Raw genomic sequence first — 20,840 nt, 5'->3', positions numbered from 1 at the left:
CATGGCTATCGAAATCAACGTACCGGATATCGGTGCAGATGAAGTTGAAGTCACCGAAGTGCTGGTGAAGGTGGGCGACAAAGTTGAAGTTGAACAGTCGCTGATCACCGTGGAAGGCGATAAAGCCTCTATGGAAGTGCCTTCCCCGCAGGCCGGTGTGGTAAAAGAGATCAAGGTTGCGGTGGGCGACAAAGTCGAGACCGGCAAGCTGATTATGATTTTCGATTCCGCCGACGGCGCGGCCGATGCCGCGCCTGCCAAGGCTGAAGAGAAAGAAGAGAAAAAAGAAGCATCCAAACCGGCGGCTCAGGCGGCCAGCGCCAGCAAAGACGTCGCCGTGCCGGACATCGGCGATGACGAAGTCGAAGTCACCGAAGTACTGGTAAAAGTGGGCGATAAGGTGGAAGCCGAGCAGTCGCTGATCACCGTGGAAGGCGACAAAGCGTCGATGGAAGTGCCTGCGCCGTTCGCCGGCGTGGTGAAAGAGATCAAAATCAACACCGGCGATAAAGTGAAAACCGGCTCGCCAATCATGGTGTTTGAAGTGGCGGGCTCGGCTGATGCCGCTCCGGCTAAAGAAGAGAGCGCCGCGGAAGCCGCGCCGGCCGCCGGCAGCGCGCCAGCCGCGAAAGACGTCGCCGTGCCGGATATCGGCGATGACGAAGTCGAAGTCACCGAAGTGCTGGTGAAAGTGGGCGACAAGGTGGAAGCCGAGCAGTCGCTGATCACCGTGGAAGGCGACAAAGCGTCGATGGAAGTGCCTGCGCCGTTCGCCGGCGTGGTGAAAGAGATCAAAATCAATACCGGCGACAAAGTGAAAACCGGTTCGCCGATCATGGTGTTTGAAGTGGCGGGCGCAGCCCCGGCCGCCGCGCCGGCCGCCAAACAGGAAGCGGCGCCGGCTAAGCAGGAAGCCAAAGCCGCCGCGCCTGCGCCGGCCGCGAAAGCGGAAAGCAAAGGCGAGTTCGCCGAAAATGACGCTTACGTTCATGCTACGCCGGTTATCCGCCGTCTGGCGCGTGAGTTCGGCGTCAATCTGGCTAAAGTGAAGGGGACCGGGCGTAAAGGCCGTATCCTGCGCGAAGACGTTCAGGCCTATGTGAAAGAGGCGGTTAAACGCGCCGAATCCGCGCCGGCCGCCGCCAGCGGCGGCAGTCTGCCGGGTCTGTTGCCATGGCCGAAAGTCGACTTCAGCAAGTTCGGCGAAGTGGAAGAAGTGGAACTGGGCCGTATCCAGAAAATCTCCGGCGCCAACCTGAGCCGCAACTGGGTGGTTATTCCACACGTTACGCACTTCGACAAAACGGATATCACCGAGCTGGAAGCGTTCCGTAAACAACAGAACGCGGAAGCGGAGAAACGTAAACTGGATGTGAAAATCACGCCGGTGGTTTTCATCATGAAAGCCGTTGCCGCTGCTCTTGAGCAGTTGCCGCGTTTCAACAGTTCGCTGTCCGAAGACGCCCAGCGTCTGACGCTGAAGAAATACATCAACATCGGCGTGGCGGTCGATACGCCGAACGGTCTGGTGGTTCCGGTGTTCAAAGATGTGAACAAGAAGGGCATCATCGAGCTGTCTCGTGAACTGGCGACGATCTCCAAGAAAGCGCGCGACGGTAAGCTGACCGCAGGCGAAATGCAGGGGGGATGTTTCACCATCTCCAGCATCGGCGGTCTTGGCACCACGCATTTCGCGCCGATTGTCAACGCGCCGGAAGTGGCTATCCTGGGCGTGTCCAAGTCCGCGATAGAGCCGGTCTGGAACGGCAAAGAGTTTACGCCGCGTCTGATGCTGCCGATCTCTCTGTCCTTCGACCACCGCGTCATTGACGGTGCTGATGGTGCGCGCTTTATTACCATCATCAACAACACGCTGTCGGATATTCGTCGTCTGGTGATGTAACCGTAAAGGCTGGCCTTACGGCCAGCCTTTTTGTTAACGTCAGTGTTGCTAACAATATTCTGTTTCTAGAACCCGGATAGTGGGTTTAGGCGCTTAAATATTATCAGACGACACTGTTGAGACCGCGTTTACTTACAGGTGATTTGCAGATTGTTAACAATTATGTAAACTGCCGACGGTGAAAGCGTCCCGGTGGATGAAGGGCGTACTTAAATTAACTCGCCATAAGAATGTCGTCTGACCGCCGGACAAACAAAACATGAGGTCATGATGAGTACTGAAATTAAAGCTCAGGTGGTGGTACTTGGTGCCGGCCCCGCAGGCTATTCCGCGGCATTCCGCGCTGCGGATCTCGGCCTGGAAACCGTACTGGTGGAACGTTACTCCACGCTGGGTGGCGTGTGTCTGAACGTTGGCTGTATCCCTTCCAAAGCTCTGTTGCACGTAGCCAAAGTGATTGAAGAAGCCAAAGCGCTGGCGGAGCACGGCATTGTATTCGGTGAACCTAAAACCGATATTGATAAAATCCGCCTGTGGAAAGAGAAAGTCATCAAGCAGCTAACCGGCGGTCTGTCCGGTATGGCGAAAGCCCGTAAAGTGAAAGTCGTTAACGGTCTGGGTAAATTCACCGGCGCCAATACGCTGGAAGTGGACGGCGAAAACGGCAAAACGACGATCAATTTCGAAAACGCGATCATCGCCGCCGGCTCGCGTCCGATCCAACTGCCGTTTATTCCCCATGACGATCCGCGCGTATGGGACTCCACCGATGCGCTGGAACTGAAAAGCGTGCCGGAACGTCTGTTGATCATGGGCGGCGGCATCATCGGTCTGGAAATGGGTACCGTCTATCATGCGCTGGGCTCGCAGATCGACGTGGTGGAAATGTTCGATCAGGTGATCCCGGCCGCTGATAAAGACATCGTCAAAGTGTTCACCAAACGTATCAGCAAGCAGTTTACGCTGATGCTGGAAACCAAAGTGACCGCCGTGGAAGCCAAAGAAGACGGTATCTACGTGACGATGGAAGGCAAAAAGGCGCCGGCCGAACCGCAACGTTATGATGCGGTGCTGGTGGCTATCGGCCGCGTGCCGAACGGTAAAAACCTGGATGCGGGCAAAGCGGGCGTTGAAGTCGACGAACGCGGCTTTATCCGCGTGGATAAGCAGTTGCGCACCAACGTGCCGCACATCTATGCCATCGGCGATATTGTCGGTCAGCCGATGCTGGCGCATAAAGGCGTACACGAAGGTCATGTCGCCGCGGAAGTGATTGCCGGCAAAAAACACTACTTCGATCCGAAAGTGATCCCGTCCATTGCTTATACCGAGCCGGAAGTGGCCTGGGTCGGGCTGACCGAGAAAGAAGCGAAAGAGAAAGGCATCAGCTACGAAACGGCGACCTTCCCCTGGGCAGCCTCCGGCCGCGCCATCGCGTCCGATTGTTCGGACGGTATGACCAAACTGATTTTCGACAAAGAGACGCATCGCGTTATCGGCGGGGCGATTGTCGGCACCAACGGCGGCGAACTGTTGGGTGAAATCGGTCTGGCCATCGAGATGGGTTGCGATGCGGAAGATATCGCGCTGACTATCCATGCTCACCCGACGCTGCACGAATCCGTCGGTCTGGCGGCCGAGATTTATGAAGGCAGCATTACCGACCTGCCGAACCCGAAAGCCAAGAAAAAGTAAGCGCGTCTACGCATAGTGAAAAATCCGGCGATTATGCCGGATTTTTTTATGGCGGCTTTGCTCGGAAACGGCGAACCGGTTGTCTCTCTTCGCGATTTCGTCAAGGCGGCGTACCTACCGCGTCAATTATCCCAGCGTTTACGACAGGTCTCGCTTGTTAGCCACGTTTTTTTCGCGGCGTCATCGAGGGATGTGAGGTTTTCCAGACAAATTAGGCCGTAGCCGTCATGCGTATCCAGGATGCCGACGCCGACGGCGTCATTCACGCCGGCCTTAATGCGCTCCCATTCCTGCTTTGACAAGCGCAATGATACCGATTTACCCAGCAACGCGTCATCACTACTGCTTAACACTTTTCCTTCAACCCGCAGTGGGTCGGGGTAACCGGAAATGAGCGACGGCGAGCGCAAGACCGACGAAGACAGTTTCTGATCCGCTTCAACGCTTTTGATCTGAACGACGGCCTTTCGGCTAGGCAATTCCATTTCCACGCCTTTGAACATGGCATTTTCTGCCTTGATCTCAATTTTTTTGCTAAATGAAAAGGACATGCTGGCTCCTGAGTACGCAATAAGCAGTACAGCGAGTATCGCCGATGTGAGTAAGCCTCTCGCTCTATTGCACTTCAACATAATACCTATCCTTATCCGGGGTAAACCCGACATAGCCGGAATAGGAACGCGTCAATCCTTTTTTTACGGCGACAATTTGCCGATAAAGTTGGTCGGGCGTATCAAGACCGGAAATTTCCGAAGGCAGAATACCAGCTTTGACGAAAGCCAGGCTCGCGTGAGTGGAACAGTTATTCCCCACGATGTTGAACGTATCGGGATGATTCTTGATCTCGTTCCAGGCTGCGTCGAACAGCATGGCTTCTGCACTGGAGACACTTACCAGCAGGACGGTTGAAACAAGATTGTAGCGCCTGGCTTCATATGTATCGATATAGTATGGCCTGCCGTATGCTTTTGAGGAAAAGTCGTTATAGGTCAGCACATACCCTTCCATTCCTAAACCCACGGTGCCTAATGAGTTGGAATATCCCTCACCTCGACCATAAAAGCCAATGGGGGCTCCGTTGCTTAAAATGCAATCGGCGTGTTGTTCCAATAGTCCTGGCGTATGTTCTGCGCTGTTTTTCCCCCGAACAACCATCCCCACTTCATTTTGCAGGAAAATAGGTTCCATTAGATATTTCCCTGTGGTTGATTAGCCGGTGATTTTGTTTTGCTTGATATCGAAGCCCATCGCCACTTCCGCGCCTTTACCGCCGTTTGATTGCTGTTTCCAGTAGTGTGCTTCGACGGCGGATGCCTGAAATTTATAGGTCACCAGCATCTGACTGCCGCTGGAACCGCCAATATTCACATCCGTGATCAGCGCGTCTTTCAATATGAAGGTGGAAAATTCTATGGGGTTGCCGCCGCTGGCCTTGCATATGGAAACCTTGACGTTACTGATATGCTGACCGACAGAGCACATTTTCAACATGGTCGGCATCGCATTATCTATAGCGGTAACGATGTTCAAGTCGCGAAAACTTACACGGCCGGAACCGCCACCGCCGCCGCGCGTCGTATCGGCATTTTGAGATGCGCCCCATGAACATGAAAACACGTCGATCCAACCTTCATGCTGCGACTCTGTACATTCACCGGTGACACCTTCAACGTAGAGATAAATAGCATTAGACATAGAAAATCCTTTTAGCAGAAATAGAAAACGTTTATTTGATATGAAAACGACGGGACTCTTGAAATTCTAAGATTCTTTCGAAAAATCAATCGCGCCATACTGTATCGGATTAGCATGTAGATAAAAAACGAACCAGACAGATAACCCTGCTATTGAGAAAAATCCTAATGGAAATCAGCTGTGGGGGCGGATTCGATTTATACGCGACGATTAGGGAGACGCTTAAGATGTCACTCGCCGTGGTCGCTCTGGCTATTTTGAATCTGAAACGAACGGTATTGATCAAAAACGATTCTTCACCTGTCCCGGCGTGATGCCGAAGGCGCGGCGCAGGGCGGTGGTAAAGTTTGCCGGGCTATTATAGCCGGCGATGCTGGCGGCCTGCGCAATACCGATGCCGTCTTTTTGCAGCGCCAGCATCGCGCGCTGTAAACGGCAGTTTCTCAGGTATTCAAACACCGTGATGTTGAATGTCTGGCGAAAATGACGTTGCAGCGTGCTTTCACTCATACTGACGCTTTTGGCGATGTCGGCGATGGAGAGCTGGTCGGCGCTGCCGCTTTCCAGCATATCGCGCACCTGATGGACGCGGTGATGGTTGCGCAGGTTAACGCCGGGCGCGGTTTTATTTTGTATCGCGTGAGCGGTGAGTGAATCAAAGGCTTCGATAATCAGCATCATGCACTGACTTTCCAGATACAGGCGTTGCAGCGGCGTATGGCAGGGGCCGGCGTTGAGGATCTGCCAGGCAATGGCCAGCGCCTGACGCGACGGCGTCCATAAATGGGTGGCGAGATGGGTTTGCGTGAAGTCATAAATGGTCTGCCAGTCGTTGACCGTATCCAGCAGGTTGCCATACAGCCATTCGCGGCTGAAGGTGAGGGAAACGGTGCGCTCGTATTCATCCCGCTTACCGTTGCGGCTAAATTGCGTGGGTTCGGTCAGCGAAATCAGCGACGCGGGCTGGTGATTGCCCAGATGCAGCAATTTTTCGTTATAGGTAATATGCGCGACGCCGTTTACCACGATAGCCAGTTTGATCGCGCCGTTCAGCACGCTCTGGGTTTTCATGTTGTGCAGGTTGATCACATCCGCCGTATGCAAAATCAGATCGCGGTTCAGCCGTATCACGTCGAAATTGCCGAACAGTACCGGCGTATCGTCAATCAACCTCGGTCCAAGCAGGCGATAATCATTCGTCACCAGGCTGGACTGCTGGACGATGTGATTCTTATAAATCGATTTCGATGACGGTACGTGATTTTGCATGATCCCCCCTCATATTCTCTGGTTATCGTCCGCCATTTTGCCGCTTGCGCAAAACAATTCGCCGTTTGCACAAAACCCGTGCCAAAAAACAAATGTAACAATGACTGACCAAAATTGGTAATGCAAATACTTCTCAGTAGCATTTTTCGTTGATGGTCAGCACGCGGCGGGCGGGTAATCCTGTCCGCTCGCTCAATGATAAGGCAGCCTTTTCTCCACAAAGCATGGAGGCCCGTTTTACGGTGATAAATGAAGCTTGCCTGCGCCATTCAACATCCGCCGTCTTTCCAATTATGATTCTACAGGGCGATTTTAGATGATGAGATTACCACCACGTCACTACCTGGCGACGCTTATCGGCTTGAGCTGTTCGACAACGCCGTTCATGACATGGGCCGATACGGCCGCTACCCAGCAAACCCAGCAGGAGACCGCATCGGACGCTGACGACACCATCGTGGTCACTGCCGCGGAGCAGACCCGTCAGGCTCCGGGCGTGTCGGTGATCACCGCGCAAGATATCGCCAGGCGTCCGCCGGCCAACGATCTGTCGGAACTGATCCGCACCATGCCGGGGGTGAACCTTACCGGGAACTCCACCAGCGGACAGCGCGGGAACAATCGCCAGATCGATATTCGCGGCATGGGGCCGGAAAATACGTTGATTCTGGTGGACGGCAAACCGGTTTCCAGCCGCAATGCGGTGCGCTATGGCTGGCGCGGCGAACGCGATACGCGCGGCGACACCAACTGGGTGCCGGCCGATATGGTGGAGCGCATCGAGGTGCTGCGCGGCCCGGCGGCGGCGCGCTACGGCAACGGCGCCGCGGGCGGGGTGGTCAATATCATCACCAAACAGCCGACGCAGGAGCTGCACGGCAGTTGGAATACCTATCTGAACGCGCCGCAGCATAAGTCGGAAGGCGCCACCAAACGCACCGATTTCAGCCTGATGGGCGGCCTGACCGATAATCTGAGCTTCCGTTTGTTCGGCAATCTGAATAAAACCCAGGCCGATGCCAGAGATATCAATGAAGGGCATCAGTCCGAGCGCACCGGCAATCAGATCAATTCTCTGCCCGCCGGTCGGGAAGGGGTGCGTAATAAAGACATTAACGGCCTGCTGCGCTGGGATATCACCAAACGGCAGTCGCTGGAGTTTGAAGCGGGCGTCAGCCGTCAGGGCAATATCTATGCGGGCGATAGCCAAAATACCAATAGCAATGCCAATGTTCTCAGCAATTACGGCAAAGAAACCAATCGCATGTACCGGCAGAACTTTGCGATTACGCACCGCGGCTATTGGGACAGCGGCGTCAGTTCAATGTCATATCTGCAATATGAACGCACCCACAATACCCGTATTCTGGAAGGATTAGCCGGCGGTACAGAAGGGATCTTCTCGTCGCCTGATGCGTTTAATACCATCAAGTTGAATAGTTTTACTGCGCATAATGAGGTCAATATTCCGTTTAATGCGCTATTCGATCAGGTGGCGACCATCGGCATCGAGTGGAACGAGCAGAAAATGAAGGATCCGGTGTCGAATACGCAGACCACCACTGAAGCCGGCAGCATTGGTTCGCTGAGCAGCAGCGGGCGCAGCGACAAGACATCCGCCCGTCTGGCGTCGGCGTTTGTAGAGGACAATATCCAACTGACGCCAAGCACGGCGCTGACGCCGGCGCTGCGTCTCGATCACCATAGCTCGGCGGGCACCAACTGGAGTCCGTCATTGAACCTGTCTCAGGAACTGGGAGAGGATTACACCCTGAAGCTGGGTATCGCCCGGGCTTACAAGGCGCCGAACCTGTATCAGACCAACCCTAACTATATCCTCTACAGCCGCGGCCAGGGGTGTTACGGCGGCAGCTCACAGAGCTGTTACCTGCTCGGTAATGAAGATTTGAAAGCGGAAACCAGTCTGAATAAAGAGATTGGTCTGGAGTTCCACCGCAACGGCTTGACGGCGGGCATTACCTATTTCCACAATGATTACCGCAATAAGATTGAGTCCGGCTTGTCGCCGATTGGTCAGGCCGTCGGAGGAAGCAATCCCGCTTACGCCAATGCCAATATTTTCCAATGGGGAAATATCCCGAAAGCGGTGGTGCAGGGGCTGGAAGGTAGCCTGAACGTTCCGGTAACGGAGAGCATCAACTGGCGTAACAATCTGACGTGGATGCTGGAATCGAAAAATAAAACCACCGGCGATTATCTCTCCATCACGCCGGAGTTTACTCTGAACTCATCGGTTGAATGGCAGGCGACGGAACAGCTTTCCTTCCTGGCGGATGTCACCTGGTATGGTCGGCAGAAACCTAAAAAGTATGACTATAACGGCAACCGGGTGACCGGCAGCGCCAGTGATGAACTCAGTCCATATGCGTTATTCGGTCTGAGCACCACCTATGAATTTAATAAATATGTGAGCGTAACAGGCGGCGTGGACAATCTGCTGGACAAGCGCCAGTTCCGCGCCGGCAACGCGCAGGGGGTGAATAATATCGCCGGCGCGGGCGCAGCCACCTATAACGAACCGGGCAGAACCTTTTTCGTTAGTCTGAACACGCGCTTCTAAGCGACGCCGGGCGACCAGCGCCAGGGGAATCACATGATCGTTTCCGGTGCGGGTATTCCACACCGGATTTTTTATTTGGCAGCGCGGTCGTCGGCATAAATAATAAGAAGAAATAAGGGAGGATGGGTGTACCAGCTACGCAATACTCGTGATGAAATATTCGATTCGGCGGCATGCGGGCGCTATCGCGTGCTCTCTTTTTGCCCTGCAAGCGCGCCGCCGCCGCAGGGATGGCCGGTAATCTACCTGCTGGACGGCGCCCGCTATTTCCCCGTCGCCGTGTCGCTGATGGATGCGCTGGCCGGCCCGCGCTGCGGCATGACGCCGGGGATTATCGTCGCGTTGGATTATGAAGGGCCGACCCGACGCGAACGGGACTATCGTCCCGCCGTCGCACGCATCGTGCCGGAGGCAAACCCGGCGGGCGGTTATTATCCGTCCGGCATGGCGGGCGATGCGGCAGGGTTCCGTCGCTTTATGCAGGCGGAGTTAAAACCTTTTATCGCCGCCGGCTATGCCGTCGACAGCCGGCGCGAAGCCCTGTTCGGCCATTCCTACGGCGGTTTGTTTACCGTCGATACGCTGTTTGCCGCGCCAAACGCATTTCAGCATTTTTATGCCTCCAGCCCGTCCGTCTGGTGGAATGGCGGCTATCTTATGCAGCAGGTCGAACCCTTTCTGGCAACCAGTGCATTACAAAGGATGCGGCCGATCAGTCTGGCGCTGTCGGTGGGAGAATATGAACAGTCTCTGGAGCGCTGGGAGTTGGGTTTGCCGGACGCTCAGCGTCAGGCGTTGCGTCAGCATCGTCATCAGCGGCGGATGGTCGACGGGATCCGGGAACTGGCCTGGACGTTGCAAAAACGTTCGCCCAATTTACGCGTAACGCTGGATATCTATCCGCAACAGTCGCATCAATCCGCGCCCTTGTTCGCGTTACAGCATGCGCTGCGTACCCATTTTCAACAGGATTTGCCCGCGGGCGAATAATGCCCGGCCGCAAGACCGGCGATTATCGCCCGAGCATGACGCCCTGCGCTCAGGATACCGTCGCCGCCAGTTGCGGCACCGCCTGCGCGTTTGATTTTACCTCGCCGTGCGTTTGCTGCTGCTCCAGTTGGAAAATGGCGACGGCCTGCATTAACTGGCGCGCCTGTTCTTCCAGCGAGGCGGCCGCGGCGGCCGATTGTTCCACCAGCGAGGCGTTCTGTTGCGTCACGCCGTCCATTTCCGTCACCGCCTGACTGACCTGACTGATGCCCTGGCTCTGTTCGTCCGAGGCGGCGGCGATCTCCGCCATCAGATCGTTCACCTGTTTGATGGAGGTAATCACGTCATCCATCACGTTGCCGGTGCGCGCCACCTGTTTGGCGCCCGCATCCACGCGCTCGACGGATTCCGCAATCAGCCCTTCAATTTCTTTCGCCGCCTGAGCGCTTTTCTGCGCCAGATTACGCACTTCGCCGGCCACCACGGCGAATCCGCGCCCCTGCTCGCCGGCGCGCGCGGCTTCGACGGCGGCGTTCAGCGCCAGAATATTGGTCTGGAAGGCGATGCTGTTGATCATACCGGTGATTTCGTTGATTTTACGCGAGCTGGTGGCGATGCTGCCCATGATCTCGCCGAGTTCGCGCCCCATTTCCCAGCTCTGCTTCGCCACCGAGGTAGCTTTCTCCGCCAGCCCGGTAGCCTGATGCACATTGTCGGTATTATGTTTTACCGTGGTACCCAATTGTTCCATGCTGGCGGCGGTTTCCTGCAACGCGGCGGCCTGCTGTTCGGTGCGAGAAGAGAGGTCGTTGTTGCCTGCGCTGATCTCCGCCGCGCCCTGATAAATGGAATCCGCGCTGTTGCGAATGGTGGTCACCGTGATTTTCAGGCTCTCCTGCATGTCGCGCAGATAGGGGATTAACTGTCCGGCATCATTACGGCCGAAGTCTTCCAGCGCATGATCCAATTTTCCCTCAGCCAACGTGCGGAAATGATCCCGGATGCGCACCAGAGGCTTGACGATAAAGCCCGTCAGGTAGCGATCGGTCAGCAGCAGAATGACGACGCCCGCGATCATCGCCGCAATCAGGATCTTTTTACACCAGTCGACCAGCGTATAGACGTGTTGTACGGTGGCGTTATCCGAGGCGATAGTCTGATAGTTGCCCGCCGCGGCGATAAACGCTTCGTTCAATGCTTGAAAATCGTCGCGGAACAACCGTCGGTATTCGGCGAATCTTTTCTCCAGCAGGGCGGTCATCATCGGCTGTAGACCCTGATCGATCAGTTTGCCCCATGAGGAGACGACCTCATCGACGATGAGCCGATCGATGTTGGTATGAGCCTGACCTTTGAATTTTTCGAGATTCTCCTGACTGCTTTTCAGCGCGGTATCGGCCGATGTCACGGTGGCGTCGATATCATCCAGTTTGCCGCTTTGCATCAGCGTCATCGCCCGGTTAATGCGGATCACCGAGCGCAGCGCCTGATCGGTGCCGTTCGTCAGGGTATTTAAGGACGCCACCTGCGTATTGCCGAGCGTCAGGTAATGGGTAGCCTGATTAAGCGATGACAGCGTAAACCACGATACGCCGCCCCACAGCAGTAGAAAAAGACTGAGAATAACCAACAAAACCTTTCTGATCGTAACATTCCGTAAAAAGGACATATGCACTCCCAAGCGTTGATATCAACCTGCCCATTAGGAAACTATCGGCAAGCGGGCGAATAGTTTGCATATTGATTTATTATGGCGTTCAGGTCGTTATTCCCTGCATACCGCTCATTGCCGCCGCGCGGGACGGCTTCAGCCGCGGCTTGATAGCGCCATAATTTATGGTCGATTTTACCGCTAACATGTTAATCTTCGGACGTTGGTCGTTATCGGATCCGCGTGATATCCGGCGGCTAAAATTAATGTAATGTTGCGATTGTGTTAATTAATTAACATTCAATTCAAATTCTGATATGCTGACAAGGCTGAACCGGGCGCTCTCTTACCTTACATCCCGTGCCGGAATACCGGCATGAACATTAGAATCTGGGACAAGAGCACCGGGCATAATGAAGACAATGAGAGCGAGGAGAAAGTCGTGCTAGAAGAATATCGTAAGCACGTGGCCGAGCGGGCTGCACAGGGAATTGTTCCCAAGCCGTTGGACGCCGTACAGATGGCGGCGCTGGTTGAGTCATTAAAACATCCGCCGGCCGGCGAAGAGGACGTTTTACTGGATCTGCTGATTAATCGTGTTCCCCCCGGCGTTGATGAAGCGGCATACGTTAAAGCCGGCTTTCTGGCCGCCATTGCCAAAGGCGAAGCCTCTTCCCCGTTGATCGATCCTGAAAAAGCCGTTGAACTGCTCGGCACCATGCAGGGCGGTTATAATATTCATCCCCTGATTGATGCGCTGGACAGCGACGCGCTGGCGCCGATTGCCGCGAAAGCGCTGTCGCACACGCTGCTGATGTTTGACAACTTCTATGACGTGGAAGAAAAGGCCAAAGCCGGCAACGCCTATGCGAAGCAGGTGATTCAGTCCTGGGCCGACGCCGAGTGGTTCCTTTCCCGTCCCGCCCTGGCGGAAAAAATTACCGTTACCGTCTTCAAGGTGACCGGCGAAACCAACACCGATGACCTGTCGCCGGCGCCGGATGCCTGGTCGCGCCCGGATATTCCGCTGCACGCGCTGGCGATGCTGAAAAACGCCCGCGAAGGCATCGAACCCGATCAGCCTGGCGTGGTCGGCCCGATCAAACAGATTGAAGCGCTGAATAAGAAAGGCTTCCCGCTGGCCTATGTCGGCGACGTGGTCGGCACCGGTTCTTCCCGTAAATCCGCCACCAACTCCGTGTTGTGGTTCATGGGCGACGACATTCCCCATGTGCCGAATAAACGCGCCGGCGGGGTGGTGCTGGGCGGCAAAATCGCGCCGATCTTCTTCAACACCATGGAAGATGCCGGCGCATTGCCGATTGAGGTGGATGTCGGCGATCTGAACATGGGCGATGTGATTGATATCTATCCCTATCAGGGTGAAGTCCGCCGCCATGATACCGGCGAGGTGCTGGCGACCTTCGAACTGAAAACCGACGTGCTGCTGGATGAAGTGCGCGCCGGCGGCCGTATTCCGCTGATTATCGGCCGCGGGCTGACGTCAAAAGCGCGTGAATCCCTGGGATTGCCGAACAGCGACGTATTCCGTGTGGCGAAAGCGGTGGCCGACAGCAACAAAGGCTTCTCGCTGGCGCAGAAAATGGTGGGTCGCGCCTGCGGCGTCGACGGTATTCGTCCGAACGAGTATTGCGAGCCGAAAATGACCTCCGTCGGTTCTCAGGATACTACCGGGCCGATGACCCGTGATGAGCTGAAAGATCTGGCCTGCCTGGGTTTCTCGGCCGATCTGGTGATGCAGTCGTTCTGCCACACCGCCGCTTATCCGAAGCCGGTGGATGTGACGACGCACCATACGCTGCCCGACTTCATTATGAACCGCGGCGGGGTATCGCTGCGTCCGGGAGATGGGGTGATCCACTCCTGGCTTAACCGCATGCTGCTGCCGGATACCGTCGGCACCGGCGGCGACTCCCATACCCGCTTCCCGATCGGCGTCTCCTTCCCGGCCGGCTCCGGGCTGGTGGCGTTTGCCGCCGCCACCGGCGTGATGCCGCTGGATATGCCGGAATCCGTGCTGGTGCGCTTTAAAGGCAAGATGCAACCGGGCATCACCCTGCGCGATCTGGTACACGCGATCCCGCTGTATGCGATTAAGCAAGGGCTGCTGACCGTCGAGAAGAAAGGCAAAAAGAACATTTTCTCCGGACGTATCCTGGAGATCGAAGGGTTGCCGGATCTGAAGGTGGAGCAGGCGTTCGAACTGACCGACGCCTCGGCGGAGCGTTCCGCCGCCGGTTGTACCATCAAGCTGGATAAAGCGCCGATCATCGAGTATCTGAACTCCAACATCGTGCTGTTGAAGTGGATGATTTCCGAAGGGTATGGCGATCGTCGTACGCTGGAGCGACGCATCCAGGGGATGGAAAAATGGCTGGCCGATCCGCAATTGCTGGAAGCGGACGAGGATGCGGAATACGCCGCGGTGATCGATATCGATCTGGCGGAAATCAAAGAGCCGATCCTCTGCGCGCCGAACGATCCGGACGATGCGCGTCTGCTGTCCGAGGTGGCCGGCGAGAAGATCGATGAAGTGTTTATCGGTTCCTGTATGACCAATATCGGTCACTTCCGCGCCGCCGGTAAACTGCTGGACAGCCATAAGGGCCAGTTGCCGACCCGCCTGTGGGTAGCGCCGCCGACCAAAATGGATGCCGCGCAGCTGACGGAAGAGGGGTACTACAGCGTATTCGGCAAGAGCGGGGCGCGCATCGAGATCCCTGGCTGCTCGCTGTGTATGGGCAACCAGGCGCGCGTGGCCGACGGCGCGACGGTAGTTTCCACCTCGACGCGCAACTTCCCGAACCGTTTGGGAACCGGCGCCAATGTTTATCTGGCTTCCGCGGAGCTGGCGGCGGTGGCTTCGCTGCTGGGACGTCTGCCGACGCCGGATGAATACCAGACCTACATGGAGCAGGTGGATAAAACCGCGCTGGATACCTACCGCTATCTGAATTTTGACCGTCTGGATCAGTATACCGAGAAAGCGGACGGGGTGATTTTCCAGACCGCGGTGTAAATCGCGATAGTTGGTCTTTGCCTGATGACCCTGACCCCACCCCGGCCCTCCCCTTCGCAGGGGAGGGAGAATGCCCCTCCCCCTGACAAGGGGGAGGCCGGGAGGGGGTCATCACACCCTTGCGCCAAACTTCAATCAGCAATCTCAGAGGCCGTCAGCAGGCCTCTTTTACCTTCCCCCGTAGCCGCATATAACTTTCCGTTACTGGATTAGTGCCTAATGGTATGACGATCCCGCACGCAATGGCGTGCCTTCCCCGGCGTATTTGCTCAATATATGGCTCGTGGTGGTCTCATATTATCGATAAGGTCTCTGATAACTCATCTGGGTTAAGCCGTAAGGAAAATGCTATGCCAAGTTTATTTGATCCGATCAAGATCGGCGCCATTCCGTTATCCAATCGTCTTGTTATGGCGCCGCTCACCCGTATGCACGCTTTTGAACAACGCATTCCCGGCGCGCTGTCGCTGGAATACTACGTTCAGCGGGCCAGCGCCGGTCTGATTTTGACCGAAGCCACCGCCATCACGCCGCAAGCGGTGGGGTATCCCAATACGCCGGGCATCTGGTCGGAAGCGCAGATCGCAAGCTGGAAAAAGATTAATGACGCGGTGCATCAGGCCGGCGGAAAAACGGTGATTCAGCTATGGCACGTCGGGCGTATTTCCGATCCGCTTTATCTGGATGGCGAATTGCCGGTCGCGCCCAGCGCCATTGCGCCGGAAGGCCATGTCGCCACCATCCGTCCGTATAAACCGTATGTGGTGCCGCGCGCGCTGGAAACGGCGGAAATCGCCGGACTGGTGGCGGATTTCCGTCAGGCGGCGGTAAATGCCGAACGCGCCGGCTTTGACGGCGTGGAAATCCATGCCGCCAACGGCTATCTGTTCGATCAATTCCTGCATGACGGCTCCAATAAACGAACGGACCAATATGGCGGCTCCGTCGCCAATCGCGCCCGTTTCCTGCTGGAGACGGTGGATGCGATACTGGAGGTCTGGCCGGCGGATCGGGTGGGCGTGCATCTGAACACGATGTCCGACACCCATTCCGTGCAGGATTCCAATCCGCATGCGCTATTCGGCTATGTGGCCGAACAATTGAATGAGCGGCATTTGGCGTTTATCTTCGTCCGTGAGACGCTGGAGACGCCTAACCGCATTTTGCCGCTGATTCGCGAACGGTTTGCCGGCGCGCTGATTGCCAATGACGGTCTGACGCGGGAGTCTGCCGAGCAACTGATCGCCAACGGTGAAGCGGATGCGGTGTCTTTCGGTCGGCTGTATATCGCCAATCCGGATCTGGCGGCGCGTTTTCGTCGTGATGCGCCGTTGAATGCGCTGAATAGCGCGACCATCTACAGCGCCGACGCTACCGGATACACCGACTACCCGACGCTGGAGCAGACCGAAGGCTAAGCGTCGTCCCGCCGTTTTTTCTGAGCGATCGCCTAGGCGGTCGGCTTCAGGTCGCCGATGTTATCCGGCACCGGATGGTAGCGCCCGCAGGGTACAATCAGCGGCGTATGGGACACCGGGTCGTCAACGATGATGCACGACATGCCGAACACCTGTTTGATCAGTTCGGCGCTGATAATCTCGGCGGGTTTCCCATGCGCCATAATCTTGCCGTCGCGCATGACGATCAGATGATCGGCGTAACGGCAGGCCTGATTCAGATCGTGCAGCACCGCCACCAGCGTGCGGCCATGCTGTTGGTGCAGATCGCGAAACAGGTCGAGCAGGTCAATCTGGTGCGCCATATCCAGCCAGGTGGTGGGTTCGTCCAGCAACAACAGCGGCGTTTGCTGCGCCAGCACCATGGCTATCCAGACCCGCTGGCGCTGCCCGCCGGATAACTCATCCACGCTGCGTTCGGCCAGAGCATGCACGTTGGTGGCGCGCATCGCCTGTTCCACCGCCTCCTGATCCGCGGTATTCCACTGTCGCAGCAGGCTTTGATGAGGATAACGTCCGCGCGCCACCAGGTCCGCCACCGTGATGTTATCCGGCACGATGGCCTGCTGCGGCAGCAGGCCGATTTGCCGGGCCAGCGCTTTGGTGGGAAGTTGGCGGATATTTTTACCGTCCAGCAGCACCTCGCCCGACAGCGGTTTCAGCAGTCGGCACAGCGCCCGCAGCAGGGTGGATTTGCCGCAGGCGTTAGGGCCGATAATCACGCTGAATTGATTATCCGGGATTGCGACGCTCAATGCTTGCGCGATGATTTTTTTATCGTACGCGAGCGTCAGGTTGTTAGCATGCAAGAGATGCGTCATCAATATGATTACCCTTCAGGATGGTTAACGACGAGCTTCACGGATCAGCAGCCAAATCAGATAAATTCCGCCGATGCTGACCGTCACCGCGCCCACCGGAAGCTGAATATCGGCAAAGGCGTTCTGGGCGGTAATATCCGCCGCCAGCAGCAAGATGGCGCCGACCATCGCGGCGGAGAACAACGGCGTTCCGCTGGCGCGGGTCATGCGCCGGGCTATCTGCGGCGCGGCAAGCGCGATAAAGGATATCGGTCCGGCGGTGGCGGTGGCCACGGCGGTCAGACTGATGCCGAACAGCATCAGCCACAGACGGCTGGCCTCGGCGTTAACGCCAAGCGACCTGGCGCTGTCGTCGCCCATCTCCAGCAGTTGCAGCCGTTTTCCCATTAGCAGCGCGGCGACGATGGCCAGGGGAATGATAAACAGGGCGGGCCGGATTTTCGTCCAGGTCATGCCATTGAGCGATCCGGTTCCCCATAGCGCCGCCGTCATCACGCTTTCCAACGCGCCGGTAATGATAAGCCAGGTATTGAATGCAACCAGAATCGCGCTGATGGCGATGCCGACGATAATTAAGCGAAAGCCGACGATACCGCCGCGCCAGGCCAGCAGATAGACCAATGCCGCGGTGGCGATGCCGCCCAGCATCGCGCCGCTGGCGATCTGGTAGTCGCTGCCGTGCAGCAGAATGATCACCAGCAGCGCGCCGGTATAGGCGCCGGAATTAAACCCGATGATATCCGGGCTGCCTAGCGGGTTACGGATAATCGACTGGAAAATCGCGCCGCTGACGCCCAGCGCGGCGCCAAGCAACAGCGCGACAATCGCCCGGGGCGCGCGCCACTGCGTGACGACGGTGGCGACGCCGGGCTCGCCATGATCGGTGAAAGCCCGCCAGACGTCGAACGGCGACAAGGACAAGGTGCCGAGGCTAACCGCCAGGGTAAGCAGCAGCAGGCTTAACAGCAGCAGTATACTGTTGATGGTCAGCACGCGCAGCGGCAGGCGGCCATAGCGATTTCCCGACGGGCCACGGAGGCGCTGGGTTCTGGTGTTCATATTGCGTTTCCTTACACTTTGCGCCGACGAACCAGCCAGATCAGCACGGGCGCGCCGATGAAGGCGGTGACAATCGACACCCGCAATTCGCCGGGAACCAGTAAACGGCCGGTGATATCGGCGCACAGCAGCAGCACCGGCGCAAATAGCAGGGAATAGATCAGAATCCAGCGCTGATCTGGTCCCGCCCACCAGCGGGCGATATGCGGGATCATCAGCCCGACAAAACCAATCGGTCCGACCAGCGCGGTGGCGGAACCGCACATCAGCATGATCGCCAGCACCGCGACCACACGTATCAGCGCCACGCGGGTGCCTAGCGCGGTCGCGACATCTTCCCCCATGCTGAGCGCATTCAGCGAGCGGGATGCCGCCAGCGCCAGTCCGCAACCCAGCAAAATGGTCGGCGTGACCAGGGCGATATGGCGCAGGGAGCGAATATCCAGCGTGCCGGCTTCCCAGATTCTCATCTGGTCGAACGCATCGGGATTCAGCAGTGAGATTGATGAGGTGAGGCCCGTCAGGACGGCGCTTAACGCCACGCCGGCCAGCGTTAAGCGAACGGGATTGATACGGCCGCCGCTGAGCGTGCCGATGATCCAGACCATCAGGCTGGCCGCCAGTACGCCCAGCCAGGCGAATCCGAGCCAGGCGGCCATGCCATGAATGCCGAACCAGGTAATGCCGATCACGATGGCGAAGCTGGCGCCGGCGTTGACGCCGAGGATGCCGGGATCGGCAAGCGGATTGCGCGTCAGCGCCTGAATTACCGCGCCCGCGCCGCCTAGCGCCATACCGACGATAATACCCGCCAGCGTACGCGGCAGCCGGGCGTGAAGAATAATGGTGCTGTCCGCATTGTCGATCTGTCCGGTCAGGCTCATCCAGACTACTTCCGGCGAAATGGGTTTGGCGCCGAGCATCAGGCTGGCGACGGCGCTGACGGCGATAAGCGTCAGACACAGGATGATGCCGGATAAGCGTCTTATGCCAGGGGGATTGGAAGGACTCGACATATTCTTGACGGCTTCAGGATGGGGATATGACATCACGCAATGAGCGCTCCCTTCATTAAAGAATAAATATAATAATTATTATTATCATTATAACTATGCTAGCACGCGTCATTCAGCAAATACATTGACCTAAACCCGGTGTTTGGCTGCGCCGGGGTTCGGCCACGGGCATAATCCCCGGCGCGCTGCGATGGTCCGGCAGCGGGAATCGGCGGCTAAGACTTGGGGAAATAACGCTCAATGCTATCCAGCATGTTATTGGCGCTGTAATAATCCAGCCGGAAGGTATCCAATCCCAGAGCCCACACGTGATTTTTCACCACCGGTTCCAGGTGGCTAAGGAAAGGATTGCCTATCACTTTATAAACCGTTCTCTCGTCCGCGGAAAACAGCAGCAACGATTTGCCGTTAAGGCTATCGGCCATGTTCTCGCCGGAGATTTGGATAATATCCTGACGCTTGCCCTGCGAGGTTTCCGCTTTGATCCCCTTCGGCAGCGCGGCGAGCTGAAATCCCAATTCTTTCAGCAACTGTCCTTGCGCCGATGCGCCGGTCCAGAGATTCACGCCGCGGCCGTCCTCATAGTACACCAGCGCGGAAACCGGCTGCGGCGGCAGTTGAATGGCCTGTTTGACGGCGAGCACCCGCTGTTCGAACTGGCTAACGATACGTTGCGCATCGGCCTCATGACCGGTTACCTCGCCAAGCTGCTGCGCCAACTGTTGCCAGCTTTTATCGCCGTAATCGATGACCAGCGTCGGGGCGATCGCGGACAATTGCTCGTACAGCTTGAGCGCCGAATCCCCTCCGGTGGCGGCAATGACGATCAGGTCGGGCGCCGTGGCGGCGATGGCTTCGGCGTTCGGCTCCGTGACGTAAAGCGGTTTTACGCCGCGTTCTTTGGCCTGCTGACTCCACTGCGAAAAGAATCCCTGACTATCCGCCACCGCGCTGCGCGGGCTGGTGGCGCCAGAGCCAATCAGCGGCGCATTGATGGCGAGTAGCGTTCCGCTGATGGTTACGCTGGTGGAGACAATCCGCTGTGGCGGCTGTTGCAGCGTCAGCGGGCCTTTGAGGGTCTGTACGGTTCGGGGCCAGCCGTCATGAGGCTGGCCGGCGGATGCCGGCGGCGAGGCGTCCTGCGTGTCGCAGCCGCTGATAAGCATGCTGACCAACAAACCGAATACCAGCGCGAATAGGTTATAAATATGCTGCCGACCTTTTTGCATAGCCGTATGACTCCTTTACGGACTGCGAATAACGGATGTGGTAGAGGAGGTTAGCGGTAATGCTTCTCATATACAACAATACGTGACGGCATGCCGGGGAAATGAGCCCTTCGGGCCGTCGCAAGCGACGTTAAAAATTTCTCCCGGAAATTTTTTTATGACGGGCTATCCCTGCCCGCCACCCTTCGGGCCGTCGCAAGCGACGTTAAAAATTGCTCCCGGCAATTTTTTCTTGCGAGCGTGTTTGCAGGGTGGGGCGTATTACCTTTACCCGCGAGCGGCAGGCGCTATCGTGGCGTTTTTAGGGACGCCATTCGCCAGGGACGACATGCAATCACATGATAAGGTATTCAAACTTTTTCTCAGCGATATTGCTGTGGCGCGGGATTTTCTGTCCATCCATCTGCCGCCGGATATAGGTGAACGCTGCGATT

The 20,840-nt window shown here is 56.8% G+C and carries 16 protein-coding genes; 7 read left to right on the top strand and 9 right to left on the bottom strand.

Annotation, left to right across the window (positions count from 1 at the left end; genetic code table 11):
* Position 1: 1 nt before the first annotated feature.
* A complete protein-coding gene (aceF, locus tag ABRZ26_RS13170; RefSeq protein WP_319604593.1) occupies positions 2 to 1,903 on the top strand; it encodes a pyruvate dehydrogenase complex dihydrolipoyllysine-residue acetyltransferase in 1,902 nt (633 codons plus the stop codon).
* 270 nt (positions 1,904 to 2,173) lie between these two features.
* A complete protein-coding gene (gene lpdA / locus ABRZ26_RS13165; protein ID WP_319604771.1) occupies positions 2,174 to 3,598 on the top strand; it encodes a dihydrolipoyl dehydrogenase in 1,425 nt (474 codons plus the stop codon).
* 122 nt (positions 3,599 to 3,720) lie between these two features.
* Here lpdA and ABRZ26_RS13160 read toward each other — a convergent pair whose 3' ends face one another.
* The 4 genes from ABRZ26_RS13160 to ABRZ26_RS13145 all read right to left on the bottom strand — a co-directional run bounded on the left by ABRZ26_RS13160 (position 3,721) and on the right by ABRZ26_RS13145 (position 6,562).
* Positions 3,721 to 4,149, bottom strand: coding sequence for a hypothetical protein (locus ABRZ26_RS13160; RefSeq protein ID WP_319604592.1), 429 nt, complete (start codon positions 4,147 to 4,149; stop codon positions 3,721 to 3,723).
* Positions 4,150 to 4,213: 64 nt separating this feature from the next.
* A complete protein-coding gene (locus tag ABRZ26_RS13155; RefSeq protein ID WP_319604591.1) occupies positions 4,214 to 4,786 on the bottom strand; it encodes a hypothetical protein in 573 nt (190 codons plus the stop codon).
* Between the two features lie 21 nt (positions 4,787 to 4,807).
* Positions 4,808 to 5,293, bottom strand: coding sequence for an Hcp family type VI secretion system effector (locus ABRZ26_RS13150; RefSeq protein ID WP_319604590.1), 486 nt, complete (start codon positions 5,291 to 5,293; stop codon positions 4,808 to 4,810).
* A gap of 282 nt (positions 5,294 to 5,575) precedes the next feature.
* Positions 5,576 to 6,562, bottom strand: coding sequence for a helix-turn-helix transcriptional regulator (locus tag ABRZ26_RS13145; RefSeq protein WP_319604589.1), 987 nt, complete (start codon positions 6,560 to 6,562; stop codon positions 5,576 to 5,578).
* Between the two features lie 319 nt (positions 6,563 to 6,881).
* Here ABRZ26_RS13145 and ABRZ26_RS13140 point away from each other — a divergent pair, with 319 nt between their 5' ends.
* Entirely contained in the window at positions 6,882 to 9,143 is a 2,262-nt protein-coding gene (locus ABRZ26_RS13140; protein ID WP_319604770.1) for a TonB-dependent siderophore receptor, read from the top strand.
* A 126-nt stretch (positions 9,144 to 9,269) separates the two neighbouring features.
* Positions 9,270 to 10,133, top strand: coding sequence for an alpha/beta hydrolase (locus ABRZ26_RS13135; protein ID WP_319604588.1), 864 nt, complete (start codon positions 9,270 to 9,272; stop codon positions 10,131 to 10,133).
* A 49-nt stretch (positions 10,134 to 10,182) separates the two neighbouring features.
* Here the strand turns inward: ABRZ26_RS13135 and ABRZ26_RS13130 are convergent, their stop codons facing one another.
* Complete coding sequence (locus ABRZ26_RS13130; protein WP_319604587.1) at positions 10,183 to 11,802, bottom strand: methyl-accepting chemotaxis protein; 1,620 nt, start codon at positions 11,800 to 11,802, stop codon at positions 10,183 to 10,185.
* A gap of 424 nt (positions 11,803 to 12,226) precedes the next feature.
* On the opposite strand from ABRZ26_RS13130, the gene acnB reads away from it, so the two are divergent.
* Both acnB and ABRZ26_RS13120 read left to right on the top strand, forming a co-directional pair.
* Positions 12,227 to 14,824, top strand: a complete 2,598-nt coding sequence (gene acnB, locus ABRZ26_RS13125; RefSeq protein ID WP_319604769.1) for a bifunctional aconitate hydratase 2/2-methylisocitrate dehydratase — start codon at positions 12,227 to 12,229, stop codon at positions 14,822 to 14,824.
* Positions 14,825 to 15,174: 350 nt separating this feature from the next.
* Entirely contained in the window at positions 15,175 to 16,242 is a 1,068-nt protein-coding gene (locus ABRZ26_RS13120; protein ID WP_319604586.1) for an alkene reductase, read from the top strand.
* Between the two features lie 32 nt (positions 16,243 to 16,274).
* Here the strand turns inward: ABRZ26_RS13120 and ABRZ26_RS13115 are convergent, their stop codons facing one another.
* The 4 genes from ABRZ26_RS13115 to fepB all read right to left on the bottom strand — a co-directional run bounded on the left by ABRZ26_RS13115 (position 16,275) and on the right by fepB (position 20,406).
* A complete protein-coding gene (locus ABRZ26_RS13115) occupies positions 16,275 to 17,102 on the bottom strand; it encodes an ABC transporter ATP-binding protein (protein WP_319604585.1) in 828 nt (275 codons plus the stop codon).
* Positions 17,103 to 17,126: 24 nt separating this feature from the next.
* Positions 17,127 to 18,161 carry an iron-enterobactin ABC transporter permease gene (fepG, locus tag ABRZ26_RS13110; protein ID WP_319604584.1) on the bottom strand — a complete coding sequence of 345 codons (1,035 nt, stop codon included), beginning with the start codon at positions 18,159 to 18,161 and terminating at the stop codon, positions 17,127 to 17,129.
* 11 nt (positions 18,162 to 18,172) lie between these two features.
* The gene (gene fepD, locus ABRZ26_RS13105) at positions 18,173 to 19,177 is read right to left on the bottom strand and encodes a Fe(3+)-siderophore ABC transporter permease (RefSeq protein WP_319604768.1); all 1,005 of its coding nucleotides are present in this window, start codon (positions 19,175 to 19,177) and stop codon (positions 18,173 to 18,175) included.
* 215 nt (positions 19,178 to 19,392) lie between these two features.
* Positions 19,393 to 20,406 carry a Fe2+-enterobactin ABC transporter substrate-binding protein gene (gene fepB / locus ABRZ26_RS13100; RefSeq protein ID WP_319604583.1) on the bottom strand — a complete coding sequence of 338 codons (1,014 nt, stop codon included), beginning with the start codon at positions 20,404 to 20,406 and terminating at the stop codon, positions 19,393 to 19,395.
* A gap of 157 nt (positions 20,407 to 20,563) precedes the next feature.
* Between fepB and ABRZ26_RS13095 the strand changes: the two genes are divergently transcribed.
* Positions 20,564 to 20,840, top strand: a 277-nt coding sequence (locus ABRZ26_RS13095) for an Rpn family recombination-promoting nuclease/putative transposase (RefSeq protein WP_319604582.1), incomplete at its 3' end; no start/stop codon positions are given.

This window comes from Brenneria sp. L4-2C (assembly GCF_040240335.1).
Taxonomy (GTDB): domain Bacteria; phylum Pseudomonadota; class Gammaproteobacteria; order Enterobacterales; family Enterobacteriaceae; genus Brenneria.
Note: the sequence above shows the minus strand (reverse complement) of the source record. Positions and strands in the feature narration are given on the sequence as shown.